This window comes from Helicobacter pylori (assembly GCF_014497725.1).
In the GTDB taxonomy this organism is placed as follows: Bacteria; Campylobacterota; Campylobacteria; order Campylobacterales; family Helicobacteraceae; genus Helicobacter; species Helicobacter pylori_DE.
Genome location: NZ_JACTGF010000001.1, coordinates 153,244 through 167,203 on the forward strand (window position 1 = coordinate 153,244; position 13,960 = coordinate 167,203).

Below are 13,960 nucleotides of genomic sequence, written 5' to 3' on the forward strand. Positions count from 1 at the left end.
AGCACTTACTTGAAAATGGCGTGGCGTTGGACTTTCACAACGCATGGGAGCACGGATTTTTGATGGTAAAATCTATTAAAATGGGGCGTAACAAAAACAAACCCTCTCTTTAAAAAGGACCAAGCGATCATTTAAAGAGACACCACTTAAGAGATTAGATCTGCGTTCTCAAAAGCTCTTTATAAGCGCTGATAGCTTTGTTACGCACTTCAAGCATGAGTTTCATGCTCGTTTCGGCCTTCCCTATGGCGATAGCCGCTTGGTGCAAGTCCTTGATCTGCCCTGTCGCCATGTCGGCTAAGGCTTTATCAGACTGCTCTTGAGTGTTGTTAAGCTCGTTGATAGATTGTTTCAAGAGTTTAGAAAACTCCCCACCTTTTTGTTCTTTAAAGGCGTTACCTGATTCTTCTCTTTTAGTCCTATTGTCCGTGTTAAGCTCAGAGAAAGGACTCAATAAGCTTTTATCATTGTGTATGGCTTGCATAGAACCTCCTTAAGCTCTTTTTTAAAAATTTAACTCTATTAAATATTTTATTCATTTCTGTATTCTACTGATCTTTGGCTAATACTACCTAAATTTCCTTATACTACCATAAATTGTTGAAAATCGTTCATGTTTGTAACATGCCAATCGCGTTTTGCGCCATGTTTTTAGTGCTTTGAAAGGCTGCAACATTGGCCTGATAGGCTCTAGTCGCTTCCACTAAATCCGCCATTTCAACCACCGCATTCACATTGGGGTAAGCCACATAGCCTTGAGCGTTAGCGTCAGGGTGGCTGGGATCGTATTTCATTAAAGGCTCGCTATCATCGCGCACAATCTTATCCACCACCACGCTTGTGATAGGGATTAAGGGATTGTCATCGCCTTCATCTAAAGGGTCTTCATAGGGGGTAATTTGATTGTTTTGGGCGATTTTTTGGTTTAAAATCTCATTGAAATCAAAAGCCCTAAACACCGCTTCTTGCCTCCTATAAGGGCCTCCTTCGCTCGTGCGTGTGGTGTTAGCGTTAGCGATATTAGAAGAAATCAAATTAGCCCTTAAGCGTTGGGCGGACAAACCATAACCGCTAATATCAAAAGAAGATAAAAACATGCTTTCCCTTAACTATAAATTCTTACTGGAATCAATGGCGTAATTGATCACGCCTCGATACTTTTTTAAGGCCGAACTCAAGGCTAAATACATGGTAGAGTTCTTGCCCATTTCACTCGTTTCTATGTCTAAATCCACGCTGTTGCCATCATTTTTAGCCAAATGCCCATCTCTAAAAAAAAGGCTCGCCCCATTTTTAGCGCTATTTTCAAAGTCTAAATGCCTAGGGTTAGTGTGGGCTAAAGGCAAAACTTTACTGGTTTGGTTTTCAAAAATTTCCGCTTTTTTCTCCGCTAAAACGCTTTCAAAATCCAAATCCTTTGGCCTGTAAAAAGGGGTGTCCACATTAGCGATGTTAGAAGCGATCATATCCTGCCTTAAAGCCCTATAATCCAACGCTTTATAAACCAACCCAAACGCTTTAGAAAAATCCATCAAAACCCCTTTTTAAACCCTTGCAAATTTATAGAATGCAAAAAACATTCCAATAATCGGCTCGCTTTCTCATTAAAGAATGCGATCAATTCAAAGCATGCTTAAGCTTGAGCGATAAGCCAATTCAGAGCCATTATAGTGTAAAATACCCCTAAAATACCTTAAGAGAACGCCTATTCAAAAACCAAAATAAGGAAATCCTAATGACTACAGACAGAAACCTGTTTTTTTGCGCTTCGCTATTGATTTTTTTGGGGGTATTGATGAGCTATTCGCTCTCAACTTACACCACAGTGGTGCTGTATCATTATGGGGAATTCCATTTTTTCATACGCCAGCTTTCAAGCGCGATCATAGGGATTGTCATCATGTGGGGGTTGTCTCGGGTTGATCCTAGCAAGTGGTTTAGCCGTTTGGGGTTTTTTCTTCTTTTTATCCCACCATTACTCATTATTGGCATGTTTTTTTTGCCAGAAAGCCTTTCCAGTAGCGCAGGGGGGGCGAAGCGATGGATTCGTTTGGGGTTTTTCTCTCTAGCGCCTTTGGAGTTTTTAAAGATTGGTTTCACCTTTTTTCTTGCGTGGAGTTTGTCTCGCACCTTTGTGGCAAAAGAAAAGGCTAATGTTAAAGAAGAACTCATCACTTTTGTGCCTTATTCGGTGGTGTTTGTAGCCTTAGCGTTTGGGGTGGGGGTTTTGCAAAACGATTTGGGGCAGATTGTTCTTTTGGGGGCGGTTTTAGCGGTGTTGTTGGTTTTTTCTGGGGGGAGCACGCATTTGTTTGGCTTGATTGTTTCAGGGGCGTTTGCGATCAGCGTTTTAGCGATTGTTACAAGCGAGCATAGGATTTTGCGCCTAAAATTGTGGTGGTCTAATTTGCAAAATTCGCTTTTCACGCTCTTGCCGGACAAATTAGCGAACGCTCTTAGAATAAGCGATTTGCCCGAATCCTATCAAGTCTTTCATGCAGGCAATGCCATGCATAATGGGGGGCTGTTGGGGCAAGGGCTTGGGCTTGGGCAAATCAAGCTTGGGTTTTTGAGCGAAGTGCATACGGACATGGTCTTAGCTGGGATCGCCGAAGAATGGGGTTTTTTGGGGTTATGCGTTTGTTTTATTTTGTTTTCTGTTTTGATTGTTTTGATTTTTAGGATCGCTAACCGCTTGAAAGAGCCAAAATATTCGCTATTTTGCGTGGGCGTGGTGTTACTAATAGGGTTTTCTTTGGTGATCAACGCCTTTGGGGTGGGTGGGATTTTTCCGGTTAAGGGCCTAGCGGTGCCGTTTTTGAGCTATGGAGGGAGTTCGCTTCTAGCGAATTGTATCGCTATAGGGCTTGTTCTAAGTCTAGCGAGATATATTAAGGGCTAAATTAGCCCTTTTTTTAAAAATCAGTGCCATAAGAATGGTTCAACTTCTGCATCATTCAAATCAAAAACCACCTTATAATAATCTTTGACTATCGCATTAATATCCACGCCCTTAAAGGCTTCAGGGTGGGCTTTTAAGGCAATATACAAGCTAATGAGTGGGGCTCTAGGACCGCCAATATCCATCGTGGGGAGTTTATAAACTTGCTTGTTTTTGATGGCCTTGATAGTGGAAAATTTGGGGTTGTTTAACACATCTTCAGGCGTGAGTGGGCTTACCCACCAAATGAAAATGATTTCAGGGTTTTCTTTAACGATTTTTTCCACGCTAATGTCAGCGCGCCCAAACTTAACGTATTTCAAGCCAAAATTGTCTATACCCCCTTTTTCTAAAATGTCTGAGCTAATGGCTTGATGGCCGCTAATCTTATTGGCTTTATGGAAAAGTTCCACCCCCTTTTTCTTTTTAACGCCCTTCAAACGCTCAGCAATAAAATCCAAAGTTTCTTGCATTTTGGCGAATTTTTTAGAAGCGTCAATTTCTAAGGCTTTAGCTTGAGCTTGCATGGCTTGCATGGCCTCTGCGATCGTTGTCTCTTGGAAAGAAAGAAATGATATACCAAATTTTTTCGCATGCTCTACCGCTTTAGGGTTACCCACAAAGGTTACCACAAGATCAGGGCTAAGTTTTTTTAAAAGCTCTACATTTAGCGCGGCTGTATGATCAGTGCTCATGTGTTTGACTCGTTTAAGATCCTCGCCTTTGAGAGTGGCTTTAACAATATCGTCTTTAAAAGCGTAATCCGAAACGCCTACAACCCTATTCCAAACATTAAGCATGGCAGGCACTTCTACATAACTCCCTATATAGGCTATTTTAGAAACAGGAAGCTTTATCGTTTGCTCCCCGAAATAATCCTTGACTTTAACTTCTTGTGCTGAAGCGTTGCACACATTCAATAATAATGAAGCGACAAGCGTGCCTAAAGAATAAGAAATGAAAGCTTTTTTAAAGCGAGTAACTAACATAACGATCCTTTTTGTATGATTTATAAAGCGATTATAACATTACTAAGAAAATAACAATAGTAAAAATGAAACTATTTTTCATAAAATCTTAAAAGTTAAAGATAAGATAAAAATATGGAAGAAAATTTTAGCTACAAGGCTTGTTTTAAGCCTAGCACAATACACAAAGGGCTAAAAATACTAGCCCCTTTTTAAAAATCAATGCCATAAAAAGGGTTCAACTTCTGCGTCATTCAAATCAAAAACCACCTTATAATAATCTTTCACCATCGCATTAATATCCACGCCCTTAAACGCTTCAGGGTGGGCTTTTAAAGCGATAAAAAGGCTAATGAGTGGGGCTCTTGGCCCGCCAATATCCATTGTGGGGAGTTTATAAACTTGCTTGTTTTTAACGGCTTTGATGGTAGCAAATTTGGGGTTGTTTAACACATCTTCAGGCGTGAGTGTGCTTATCCACCAGATAAAGATAATCTCAGGGTTTTCTTTAACGATCTTTTCTGTATTGATTTCAGCGCGCCCATGCTTGACATATTTAGAGCCAAAATTATCCACGCCCCCTTTTTCTAAAAGATCGGTGTCTAGGGCTTTATGACCGCTAACTTTATTGGGCTTATCAAAAAGTTCCACGCCTTTTTTGTTTTTAACATTCTTCAAACGCTCTTTGATAAAATCCAAAGTTTCTTGCATTTTGGCGAATTTTTTAGAAGCGTCAATTTCTAAAACTTTAGCTTGCGTTTCAATAGATTCCATGGCTTCTTTAATGCTTCTTTCCTGGAAAGAAAGGATTGAAAGCCCAAATTGTTTCGCATGCTCTACGGCTTTGGGGTTACCCACAAAGGTTACAACAAGATTGGGGCTAAGCTTTTTCAATAATTCCACATTCAATGCCGCCACATGATCGCTGCTCATCACTTTAATGCGCTTGCGATCTCCATCTTTAAGAGTGGCTTTAACCACATCAGATTTGAAAGCGTAATCCGAAATGCCCACGACCCTATTCCAAATGTTAAGCATTGCAGGCACTTCTGCATAACTACCCAAATAGACGATTTTAGAAACAGGAAGCTTTATCGTTTGCTCCCCGAAATAATCCTTGACTTTGACTTCTTGATTAGAAGCGTTAGCCACGCCCAATAAAGATGAAACAATGAGCGCACCTAAAGAACAAGAGATTAAGGCTTTTTTAAAGCGAGCGATTAGCATAACAATTCCTTTCGTATGATTTATGAAGCGATTATAACACCATTCAAGGAAATACAAGCAGTAAAAATGAAACTTTTTTTCACAAAATCCTAAAATATTAAAGAAAATATTTTTTCATTAACTTTTTAAGATTATACTCCACTATGTTTCCGCTGATTGAGTGGAAAGCATAATAAAATTAAATCTGTTCAGGTTTAATTTTGATCCAACAAAATTTTAAAACACTTAAGGAGTTGTATATGTTAGTTACAAAACTTGCCCCCGATTTTAAAGCGCCTGCCGTTTTAGGAAACAATGAGGTTGATGAACACTTTGAGCTTTCTAAAAATTTAGGCAAAAATGGTGCGATCCTTTTCTTTTGGCCAAAAGATTTTACTTTTGTATGCCCTACAGAAATCATTGCGTTTGACAAAAGAGTGAAAGACTTCCAAGAAAAAGGCTTCAATGTGATTGGCGTGTCTATTGACAGCGAGCAAGTGCATTTTGCATGGAAAAACACCCCTGTAGAAAAAGGCGGTATTGGTCAAGTAACTTTCCCTATGGTGGCTGATATTACTAAGAGCATTTCTAGGGACTATGATGTGCTGTTTGAAGAAGCGATCGCTTTGAGAGGAGCTTTTTTGATTGACAAAAACATGAAAGTAAGACATGCAGTGATCAATGACTTGCCATTAGGTAGGAATGCAGATGAAATGCTTCGCATGGTGGACGCTCTCTTACACTTTGAAGAACATGGTGAAGTTTGCCCAGCAGGTTGGAGAAAAGGCGATAAAGGCATGAAAGCAACTCACCAAGGCGTTGCAGAGTATCTTAAAGAAAATTCCATTAAGCTTTAATCGGCTTAATTCTTTCAACCAAGAGAGATTTCTTTCTTGGTTAAGTCCTTTCTTTAATTTTGTTCTTCGCTTAGTTTTAAAGTTTTTGTATCGTTTTATCTTTTTATCATTTTGAATTAATTTTGTTAATAAAGGGGTTTTTATGAATATATTCAAGCGTATTATTAGTGTAGGGGTAATTGCTTTAGGTTTGTTTAATCTTTTAGACGCCAAACACCACAAAGAAAAAAAAGAAAAGCATGAAATCACTCGTGAGCTTAAAGTGGGCGCTAACCCTGTGCCGCATGCGCAAATCTTGCAATCAGTCGTGGATGATTTGAAAGAGAAAGGGATCAAATTAGTGATCATGTCTTTTACGGATTATGTGTTGCCTAATTTAGCGCTCAATGACGGCTCTTTAGACGCGAATTACTTCCAGCACCGCCCTTATTTGGATCGGTTTAATTTGGACAGAAAAATGCACCTTGTTGGTTTGGCCAATATCCATGTGGAGCCTTTAAGATTTTATTCTCAAAAAATCACAGACATTAAAAACCTTAAAAAAGGCTCAGTGATTGCCGTGCCAAATGATCCGGCCAATCAGGGCAGGGCGTTGATTTTATTGCATAAGCAAGGCCTTATCGCTCTCAAAGACCCAAGCAATCTATACGCTACGGAGTTTGATATTGTCAAAAATCCTTACAACATCAAAATCAAGCCTTTAGAAGCCGCCTTATTGCCTAAAGTTTTAGGGGATGTGGATGGGGCTATTGTAACAGGGAATTATGCCTTGCAAGCAAAACTCACCGGAGCCTTATTTTCAGAAGACAAGGACTCGCCTTATGCCAATCTAATAGCCGCTCGTGAGGATAACGCGCAAGATGAAGCCATAAAAGCGCTGATTGAAGCCTTACAAAGTGAAAAGACCAGGAAATTTATTTTGGATACCTATAAAGGGGCGATTATCCCGGCTTTTTAAGCCATTTGGATAAAATTCATCTTTAGATGAATGGGGGGTGTTTTAGGCGTTAATCAAAAGCTCTTTTCTCATTGAGCATTCAAAACGCTAAAAGTCTTTTTAAAATAAAATGAAAAGAGCTTGCGCTAATCAAGTGGCAATTTTTTAAAAGCGTTATTTCTTAAAGGGGGGGAATGGCGCAAAATAACCCCCTATCCCTTTAAGAAAATCATGATAAAATCTAAAACGATGAAGCCAAATAACTAATACCCCATTTTTAAAAAGATTAAACAAGGCTTTAGCTGTCAGTATGCGATTAGAATAAAGCCAAAAATACAACAAGCCTAAATCTAACTGAAGTTACGCTTTAGATTTTACTCTAAATAGAGGCTAGTTTTAAACAATTATTAGACTGAGTGAGTTATAGAGCATTGAAACAAGTTGGCTGGTCTTTAGCGTTTAGATGGTTGCGTTTTTGAAAAGGTTTAAAATTTGATTAAAGATAACCAAGTTCATAGAGTTTATTACTCATCTTCACTAACAAGCCCCCTAGTTTTGACCCCCCTTCCCCATGTTCTACTAAAATAGTGATAGCGTATTTGGGTTTTTTATAAGGCAAAAATGCGGTAATCCACGCATGGGATCGATGGAAGTATTCCATATCCTTTTCTTTCATGCGATTGACGATGTTTTGAGCGATTTCCACGACTTGCGCGGTGCCGGTTTTACACGCTAAAGTAACCTTAGAACCCCTTGTGGAATGATAAGCCGTGCCGTCTTTATGGTTACACACTTCATACATGCCCACGCGCAAGGCTTGGAGCTTCTTTTTTTGAAAGCTATTCAGGGGGTCTTTGAGCGGCTGTTGGTTATGGATAGCAAAATGAGGCGTCGCCAGTTTGCCCGTAGCAATGAGTCCCGTGTAGGCTAGAACCTGCAAGGGCGTGGCTAAAAAAGAGCCTTGCCCAATAGCGGTAATGAGCGTGTCCCCAACGCGCCAATCTTGATTGAAGCGTTTGAGTTTCCACAAATTATCCGGCACAATCCCCACAAATTCATTCGGCAAATCAACGCCCGTTTTTTCCCCAAAGCCCACTTCCCTTAAGGTTTTAGAGAGTTTTTCTATAGAAATTTCAAGCCCAAACTTATAAAAATACACATCCACAGACTCCCTAATGGCTTTATACAAATTAGAATTGCCATGCCCTGTTTTTTTCCAGTCTCTGAATTTGCGCTTGCCCACTTCAATAAAAGGCGGTGTGGGGATAGTGGTGTTTTCTGTGATATGAAGGTTTTCTAAAAAGCTCAAGCCCACGCCCATTTTAACCACAGATCCCGGCGGGTACAAAGCGTTAGCGAAGCGGTTTAATAAGGGGTTATAAATATCATCTTGAAGTTTTTGCCATTTGTCTTGACTGATCCCGCCTACAAAATCGTTCAAATTGTATTCAGGGTAACTTCCTGCAACGAGCAATTCCCCATTTTCTGCGTTCATCACTAAAATAGCCCCCCTTTTATTTTCAAAGAGCTTGTCCGCTTCTTTTTGCAAGCGTTTGTCTAAACTCAATTGCAAGTGGTTGTTGGTGCTTGGCGGCACTAATTCTAAAGTGGCTAATTCTTGATTGAGCGCATTGACACGCATGATTTTATAGCCCACCTTGCCTTGTAAAAGCTTATTGTATTCTTTTTCAATGCCGGTTTTGCCTACAATCTGGCTGTATTGGTTCTCTTCATTGTCTTTCAAGTCTTGCAAGCTTGCCACCCCCACATAGCCTAAAACATGCGAAGCTAAAGCGTTATTAGGGTAGTAGCGTTTGTCTAAAGGCAGCACAAAAATGCCTTGAGTTTGGATGAGTTTGGTATAAAGAGATTGCATGGCGATATAAGGAATGAATCCCACCACTTTAATGAGGTTATGGTTATAAAGCGAATTTTCTTTTTGGTAATTGTTTAAAAGCGTTTCTTTGGAAAAGTTAGGGAAAAACTTTTGGATGATTTCAATTTTTTCCAAAAGCTCTTTTTGTTTCAGTCTGCTGGGCAAAAACACGCCAAACACCAATTCGTTAGTGGCTAAAAACTCATCATTTCTGTCTGTAATATCACCCCTTGTAGGGACTAGAAATTCCTTTTTGGTCATGTTGCGTTCGGCCAGTTTTTCATAGTATTCTTGATTTTTAACGCTTAAAATAAATAAATTTAAAACCAATAACCCCCAAAACCCTATAAAAACAAAGAGCAAAAGCTTATAGCGAAGATTTTTCATACAAACCCCACAAAGCGCTCTCTATTAAAGCAAAAAAAGCGAGAAAACCGAGTATTTTCAAACTCAAGGACACCGAAAAAAAGCGCGATAAATAAAGGTAATAAACCAAAAAAACATGCAAAGTTTTGAATAAAAAGCCGTCATTAAAAAACTTTAAAGAGTTTTTATAGACGATTTGATGGTAGATTAAAAACAATAAAGCCAAAACGCCTAAAGTCTTTAAATGCATGCTCTCAAACCAAAACAAACAACCAAACACGCTCAAACTGGGTAAAAAATGGTCGTATTTTTTGGCATAAAACAAGAATAAAAACCCAATCATCGGGGGCAAAAAAGGCATCAAATCTCTCAAAAGGCTATAAAAATAAAAACCAAAGATCCCTAAACATAAGAAAAAAAAGGAATCTTGTTTTAAAGAGAGCATGGTTTTTGCGGCCTATAAAGGGTTAGTGAGCAAGTATTTCAAAAGGGTTTGGCGCACTATTTCAAGGGTTGGGTATTTTGAAGAAAGAGCGTTAAAATGGGTGGTATTGATTAAAAAAGGTTTAGGAGCGTTTAAAAAAAGGCGGTGTTGCTCGTTTTTATTCAACTTGTCAAATTTCGTAAAAAGAGAGAGATAAGCTTGATCGGGTCTTAAAAGGGCTTGAATGCTTTCTTTAGCGTTTTTGTCAATTTCTAAATCCAAATGGCGCGCATCTATCAAATGGATAAAAAGTTTGATTGAAGTCCTAACGCTCAACAATTCCCATAAAAACCCCTCCCATTCTTTTTTCAAGCTTTTAGAAACTTTAGCGTAGCCAAACCCGGGCAAATCAATCGCATTAAAGGTTGTCATTAGGGCGTTTTCTTTATCTTCCCAAGTGGTGGAAAAAAAATTCGCTAAACGGGTTTTTCCCGGCGTCGCTGAGCTTTTGGCGAGATTTTTCCCTAACAAGGTATTAATAAACGAGCTTTTACCTACATTGCTGCGTCCTAAAATGACCATCTCAGAAGTCAAGCTCGCAGGGCATTGAAAAAGTTGGCTAGAAGAAGTGAGAAAATGAGCGTCTTTAATGACAATCATGGTTTTGCCTTAGCGTCCTTCTTTTTTTGTTTCGCCTTACGATTTTCTTCATTAATGTCTTCCATATCAAACACAAACTTAGCGGGCCGCTTCGCGCTCCCCAACACATCAGCATAGCCTTTAGTTTTGTTTAAAATGATTTCATCGCCGGTGATGACGTTAGATTTCCCCACTTCTCTAACCACCGCATTTTGCAGCAATTTGTATTCCCCATTGAGTGCGTTATAAATGAGCTTATCAGCGCTCCCGCTGATTTCACGATTATCCTCTGTAAAGATGTTAAAATGCGTGTTCCCTGTGGCTTCATAACGTTCTGGCTTTCGTTTATCGTTTAAAAACACGCTCACTTTATCCGCAAACAACCGGTCTTTACCTTTTTTGATCTGCACATTGCCTTGAATAACGGCGGTTTTGGTTTTGTCGTTCGCTACAAATTGGTTGCCGGTAATTTCTAAAAGCTCTCTTTCTTTTTTCAAACCTTTATTATCTGTTTTTTGAGCGCTCATCACGCTTAAAATACCAAAACAACACACCAAAAAACACCACCAACGCATTAAAATCCTCCTTTGAAAGTGGGGAGTTTTTTCTTTTCTTTCTGGCTTTGTTTGATTTCATCTAAAAATAAATTAGCTTGAATGCTTTGAGCTTCAATAATAGCTAATGCATGCGAATAGGAAATGTCAAGCCCTTCAACCTTGCTGTCCTTTGAAGTGAGAATGAAACGGCCCTTGCCTTTAAAATTTTGCTCTTTATGGTTGTAAATCCCTGTTTCACTCCAAAAACTAGAATCATCGCTTCTTTTATAAGTAACCCCATTAGGGAAGAAATACAAATCCTGCTGCCGCCTGGCTTTAGGGGATTCAACGCTTTCAATGGTGTCTTCATCATAGCGCTTGATTTTGGAATCAAAAAAGATTTCGTAATCATCGTATTGTAAAGCTTTTTTGCCCTCTATGGACAGATCAAGGATTTTATCGTTGATTTGAAACGCTTTAAAATTTTCTAATTCAATTTTAGGGATATTTTCTTTAGAAACCACGCTAGTGGGTTGGGAACGCAAAAAGAAAAACACTAGCCCTATCGTGATGAAAGACAAAACCACAAAGAAGTTTAAAACGCTATTAGAGGTAAAGCTTGAGCGCTTCATTTTGCAAGCCTTCTAATGTTAAAAGATAATCAATCGCTTCCCTAACGGCCCCCTTGCCCCCTGAATTTTGCAACACTTTATAAGCTTTGCTTTTAAGCAAGGGGTGCGCATCAAAAGGAGCGAAACTCCAAGTGCATGCCTTAAACATGCCTAAATCGTTATAATCATCGCCTACGCATGCGATTTCTTGCGCACTCAATTGCAAGTCTTTTTTGAGCCGCTCCACAACCACGCTTTTATTTTCAACGCCCATAAAAACAAACTGAACGCCCAAACTCTCCATGCGTTTTTTCACCATTGTTGAAGTTCTTCCTGTAATGATAGCGATTTTTTTGCCTAATTTTTGCCATAGCATCATGCCAAGCCCGTCTTTGACATTGAAAGCCTTGAACTCGTGAAAATTTTCATCAAAATACAACGACCCGTCTGTGAGCGTGCCATCCACATCTAAAAGCAATAACTTAATCATTCTCTCGTTAAAACCGCATTCTGGTTATTTTTTTTCATAAAATCCCTAGCCTCTTCTTCGCTTTGAAACCCTTGAACTAAAACTTTATACAAATCGTCTTTAAAAGCAACCTTGACGCTGTAATTTGGATTCTCTGCTTGCAATTTATCCGCTAAAGTTTGAGCGCCTATTTGGTTTCTAAAAGCCCCCATTTGCAAAGAAAATTTCCCTCCGCTCACGCTTTTTTCGCTCTCGCCGACTTTAAATTCCTTGTGCAAGATCTTTGAAGAGCTGGCGTTAAAGGATTGTTCGTATTGCGTGGAGATAATCCCACCAAAACCCAAAACAATAAGACGCACGCTGGCCGTGCCTTTTTTAACCATGTCAATATCCCTAGCGGCCGCATTAGACAAATCAATGATGCGATCGCTCACAAAAGGCCCTCTATCATTAATGCGCACAATGGTGCTTAAATTATTATCAACATTGATGACTTTCACCACGGTGTTCATGGGTAAAGTCTTGTGTGCGGCGGTGTGGGCATACATGTTATAAATTTCCCCATTACTGGTTTTTTTGGCATGGAAATTGGGGCCATACCAGCTCGCAATGCCATCAAATTTTTCGCCTAAATCCACTTTAGTGGGGTAATACCACTTGCCCCCCACTTGATAAGGGCGCATGGTGGCTCTTTGGATCGCGCTAGAATCGCGCATGCCGTTATCCATAGCTTGCGTTTTGGTGCTGTCATTTTGCGAATTGGAGTGGTGTTTGAAATGGCGTTCAAAAAAATTGCGTTTATAGGCGGCTTTTTTGGTTGTCGGGTCATAGTCTTTAGCGTTTTCATAAGCGCGCAAGCTTTCATGCTTATAAGACAAATTCTTTATTCCCTCTTTTTTAACCGCACAAGCGCTAATCAAAAAAATAACGCCTAAAAAACAAACTTTTTTTAACGCCAAACCCATTAAAATTCCCTTGTAGCGATCAATTTCTTATTGGTAGGGATGATTAAGCGTTGGTGGATAAAAATATTAGAATCTTTGAGATTATTGGCTAATTGGATACTGGAAATACTGACTTGATAGCGTTTAGCGATAGAAGATAAGGTTTCTTTAGGCAAGACCACATGGGTGATGAAAGGGCTTTTAGGACTGGCTTGAGTGTTTTTATTTTGTTTAAGTTGGCGTTGTTTGAAAAGAGCGAGTTTTTCATAAGGGATATAAATGGTGTAGGTGGGGTCTTTAGAGGGCAGAATGTTATAGCGGAATTGGTGGTTGTAAGATTTTAAGGTTTCTAAACTCAAATTCAAATTTTTGGCCACTTGGACTAAAGAAGTGTGCCTTTTAAACGGGACGCCCACTAAACTCACTCTCGCCCCACGATTGAGCAAATACTCTTTATCTTTGAGGTTGTCTAGGCTGTTGAACTTTAACGCTAGGCTCAGAATGGAGCGGATATACTCTCGTGTCTCTTTAGGGAGGTATTTTTTATCTTCATCCAGCAAGACTTTAATGTCTGAAGTGCCGGCGGCTTTAATAGCGTTTTGAACCTTTCGTAAGCCATAATTATACGCCATAGCGACCAAATACCACTCACCGGTTTGCTTGTAGAGCCGTTTCAAATAAGCGATCGCCGCTTGAGTGCTTTTAATGGGATCTCTTCTTTCATCAATGTAATGATTGACCTTAAGCCCTAACTCTTTGGCCGTGCTTGGCATGAACTGCCAAATCCCTACCGCTTTTTTCCTGCTATAAGCCCTTGATGAAAACTTAGACTCGGCCATGGCTAAAAACAAAAATTCTTGCGGCACGCTCGCTCCTATGAGCATGTTTTTAATGATAGGGATGAATTGGTAATTCACATCAAATCTTTTGACTAACTTTTTCCATTCCTCTTCTTTATTCACTTTTTTTAAAGCGCCTGGCATTTGGGATAAAAAGCTCGCATTGACCCCAAAAGCCTCTAACGCTTTGGTGTCAATATTAGATTCAAAAGCCATCTTCGCATGACTTAAAGAAGCCAACAAAAGCCAATGGGCAACAAAAAAAACCAACCATTTTTGACTAAAACACTTCATTCTTTTTGGCATCATATCCTAATAATTAATCTAGCTTTTAAAATAGCCTTGAT

Annotated in this window: 16 protein-coding genes and 1 pseudogene; 3 read left to right on the forward strand and 14 right to left on the reverse strand. The window is 39.5% G+C overall.

All coding sequences use genetic code 11. From position 1 onward, the window contains the following. Nucleotides 1-5: 5 nt before the first annotated feature. From H7N69_RS00685 to flgB, 4 genes and pseudogenes are all read right to left on the reverse strand, one after another. Complete coding sequence (locus H7N69_RS00685) at nucleotides 6-131, reverse strand: hypothetical protein (RefSeq protein ID WP_001875485.1); 126 nt, start codon at nucleotides 129-131, stop codon at nucleotides 6-8. Nucleotides 132-154: 23 nt separating this feature from the next. After that, a complete protein-coding gene (fliE, locus tag H7N69_RS00690; RefSeq protein ID WP_001147916.1) occupies nucleotides 155-484 on the reverse strand; it encodes a flagellar hook-basal body complex protein FliE in 330 nt (109 codons plus the stop codon). Between the two features lie 127 nt (nucleotides 485-611). Then, a complete protein-coding gene (gene flgC / locus H7N69_RS00695) occupies nucleotides 612-1,097 on the reverse strand; it encodes a flagellar basal body rod protein FlgC (protein ID WP_047417579.1) in 486 nt (161 codons plus the stop codon). Between the two features lie 12 nt (nucleotides 1,098-1,109). Next, nucleotides 1,110-1,573, reverse strand: a pseudogene (gene flgB / locus H7N69_RS00700) (flagellar basal body rod protein FlgB). 162 nt (nucleotides 1,574-1,735) lie between these two features. Here flgB and H7N69_RS00705 point away from each other — a divergent pair. Continuing rightward, nucleotides 1,736-2,902: an FtsW/RodA/SpoVE family cell cycle protein gene (locus H7N69_RS00705; protein WP_187884399.1), complete on the forward strand. Its 1,167-nt coding sequence runs from the start codon at nucleotides 1,736-1,738 to the stop codon at nucleotides 2,900-2,902. A 20-nt stretch (nucleotides 2,903-2,922) separates the two neighbouring features. On the opposite strand, the gene H7N69_RS00710 is transcribed toward H7N69_RS00705, so the two are convergent. Both H7N69_RS00710 and H7N69_RS00715 read right to left on the reverse strand, forming a co-directional pair. Next, nucleotides 2,923-3,930, reverse strand: a complete 1,008-nt coding sequence (locus tag H7N69_RS00710) for an ABC transporter substrate-binding protein (protein ID WP_187884401.1) — start codon at nucleotides 3,928-3,930, stop codon at nucleotides 2,923-2,925. A gap of 198 nt (nucleotides 3,931-4,128) precedes the next feature. Next, nucleotides 4,129-5,136: an ABC transporter substrate-binding protein gene (locus H7N69_RS00715; protein WP_187884403.1), complete on the reverse strand. Its 1,008-nt coding sequence runs from the start codon at nucleotides 5,134-5,136 to the stop codon at nucleotides 4,129-4,131. Nucleotides 5,137-5,375: 239 nt separating this feature from the next. Here H7N69_RS00715 and H7N69_RS00720 point away from each other — a divergent pair, with 239 nt between their 5' ends. Together H7N69_RS00720 and H7N69_RS00725 are read left to right on the forward strand one after the other, a co-directional pair. Further along, nucleotides 5,376-5,972 (forward strand): peroxiredoxin, encoded by a 597-nt coding sequence (locus tag H7N69_RS00720; protein ID WP_000961643.1) that lies wholly within the window; start codon nucleotides 5,376-5,378, stop codon nucleotides 5,970-5,972. Nucleotides 5,973-6,114: 142 nt separating this feature from the next. Beyond that, entirely contained in the window at nucleotides 6,115-6,930 is an 816-nt protein-coding gene (locus tag H7N69_RS00725; RefSeq protein ID WP_187884405.1) for a MetQ/NlpA family ABC transporter substrate-binding protein, read from the forward strand. A gap of 475 nt (nucleotides 6,931-7,405) precedes the next feature. On the opposite strand, the gene mrdA is transcribed toward H7N69_RS00725, so the two are convergent. The 8 genes from mrdA to H7N69_RS00765 are packed head-to-tail and all read right to left on the reverse strand — an operon-like array spanning nucleotide 7,406 to nucleotide 13,919. Next, nucleotides 7,406-9,172, reverse strand: coding sequence for a penicillin-binding protein 2 (gene mrdA / locus H7N69_RS00730; RefSeq protein ID WP_187884407.1), 1,767 nt, complete (start codon nucleotides 9,170-9,172; stop codon nucleotides 7,406-7,408). Beyond that, entirely contained in the window at nucleotides 9,153-9,596 is a 444-nt protein-coding gene (locus H7N69_RS00735; protein WP_187884410.1) for a hypothetical protein, read from the reverse strand. Before H7N69_RS00735 ends, mrdA begins: the two co-directional genes overlap by 20 nt. A gap of 12 nt (nucleotides 9,597-9,608) precedes the next feature. Beyond that, entirely contained in the window at nucleotides 9,609-10,235 is a 627-nt protein-coding gene (gene yihA / locus H7N69_RS00740) for a ribosome biogenesis GTP-binding protein YihA/YsxC (protein WP_000635387.1), read from the reverse strand. Continuing rightward, a complete protein-coding gene (lptA, locus tag H7N69_RS00745; protein ID WP_033584573.1) occupies nucleotides 10,232-10,789 on the reverse strand; it encodes a lipopolysaccharide transport periplasmic protein LptA in 558 nt (185 codons plus the stop codon). The genes yihA and lptA overlap by 4 nt, the downstream gene beginning before the upstream one ends. Next, complete coding sequence (locus tag H7N69_RS00750) at nucleotides 10,789-11,382, reverse strand: hypothetical protein (protein ID WP_033584575.1); 594 nt, start codon at nucleotides 11,380-11,382, stop codon at nucleotides 10,789-10,791. Before H7N69_RS00750 ends, lptA begins: the two co-directional genes overlap by 1 nt. Further along, the gene (locus H7N69_RS00755; protein ID WP_187884412.1) at nucleotides 11,357-11,851 is read right to left on the reverse strand and encodes a KdsC family phosphatase; all 495 of its coding nucleotides are present in this window, start codon (nucleotides 11,849-11,851) and stop codon (nucleotides 11,357-11,359) included. The genes H7N69_RS00750 and H7N69_RS00755 overlap by 26 nt, the downstream gene beginning before the upstream one ends. Further along, the gene (locus H7N69_RS00760; protein ID WP_187884414.1) at nucleotides 11,848-12,795 is read right to left on the reverse strand and encodes a septal ring lytic transglycosylase RlpA family protein; all 948 of its coding nucleotides are present in this window, start codon (nucleotides 12,793-12,795) and stop codon (nucleotides 11,848-11,850) included. The genes H7N69_RS00755 and H7N69_RS00760 overlap by 4 nt, the downstream gene beginning before the upstream one ends. Next, a complete protein-coding gene (locus H7N69_RS00765; protein WP_187884416.1) occupies nucleotides 12,795-13,919 on the reverse strand; it encodes a lytic transglycosylase domain-containing protein in 1,125 nt (374 codons plus the stop codon). The genes H7N69_RS00760 and H7N69_RS00765 overlap by 1 nt, the downstream gene beginning before the upstream one ends. Nucleotides 13,920-13,960 lie beyond the last annotated feature (41 nt).

What these genes read in the sequence shown, in the direction of transcription:
- H7N69_RS00685 (WP_001875485.1), bottom strand. Translation starts at nt 131, where the DNA reads ATGATCGCTTGGTCCTTTTTAAAGAGAGGGTTTGTTTTTGTTACGCCC.
- fliE (WP_001147916.1), bottom strand. Translation starts at nt 484, where the DNA reads ATGCAAGCCATACACAATGATAAAAGCTTATTGAGTCCTTTCTCTGAG.
- flgC (WP_047417579.1), bottom strand. Translation starts at nt 1,097, where the DNA reads ATGTTTTTATCTTCTTTTGATATTAGCGGTTATGGTTTGTCCGCCCAA.
- H7N69_RS00705 (WP_187884399.1), top strand. Translation starts at nt 1,736, where the DNA reads ATGACTACAGACAGAAACCTGTTTTTTTGCGCTTCGCTATTGATTTTT.
- H7N69_RS00710 (WP_187884401.1), bottom strand. Translation starts at nt 3,930, where the DNA reads ATGTTAGTTACTCGCTTTAAAAAAGCTTTCATTTCTTATTCTTTAGGC.
- H7N69_RS00715 (WP_187884403.1), bottom strand. Translation starts at nt 5,136, where the DNA reads ATGCTAATCGCTCGCTTTAAAAAAGCCTTAATCTCTTGTTCTTTAGGT.
- H7N69_RS00720 (WP_000961643.1), top strand. Translation starts at nt 5,376, where the DNA reads ATGTTAGTTACAAAACTTGCCCCCGATTTTAAAGCGCCTGCCGTTTTA.
- H7N69_RS00725 (WP_187884405.1), top strand. Translation starts at nt 6,115, where the DNA reads ATGAATATATTCAAGCGTATTATTAGTGTAGGGGTAATTGCTTTAGGT.
- mrdA (WP_187884407.1), bottom strand. Translation starts at nt 9,172, where the DNA reads ATGAAAAATCTTCGCTATAAGCTTTTGCTCTTTGTTTTTATAGGGTTT.
- H7N69_RS00735 (WP_187884410.1), bottom strand. Translation starts at nt 9,596, where the DNA reads ATGCTCTCTTTAAAACAAGATTCCTTTTTTTTCTTATGTTTAGGGATC.
- yihA (WP_000635387.1), bottom strand. Translation starts at nt 10,235, where the DNA reads ATGATTGTCATTAAAGACGCTCATTTTCTCACTTCTTCTAGCCAACTT.
- lptA (WP_033584573.1), bottom strand. Translation starts at nt 10,789, where the DNA reads ATGCGTTGGTGGTGTTTTTTGGTGTGTTGTTTTGGTATTTTAAGCGTG.
- H7N69_RS00750 (WP_033584575.1), bottom strand. Translation starts at nt 11,382, where the DNA reads ATGAAGCGCTCAAGCTTTACCTCTAATAGCGTTTTAAACTTCTTTGTG.
- H7N69_RS00755 (WP_187884412.1), bottom strand. Translation starts at nt 11,851, where the DNA reads ATGATTAAGTTATTGCTTTTAGATGTGGATGGCACGCTCACAGACGGG.
- H7N69_RS00760 (WP_187884414.1), bottom strand. Translation starts at nt 12,795, where the DNA reads ATGGGTTTGGCGTTAAAAAAAGTTTGTTTTTTAGGCGTTATTTTTTTG.
- H7N69_RS00765 (WP_187884416.1), bottom strand. Translation starts at nt 13,919, where the DNA reads ATGCCAAAAAGAATGAAGTGTTTTAGTCAAAAATGGTTGGTTTTTTTT.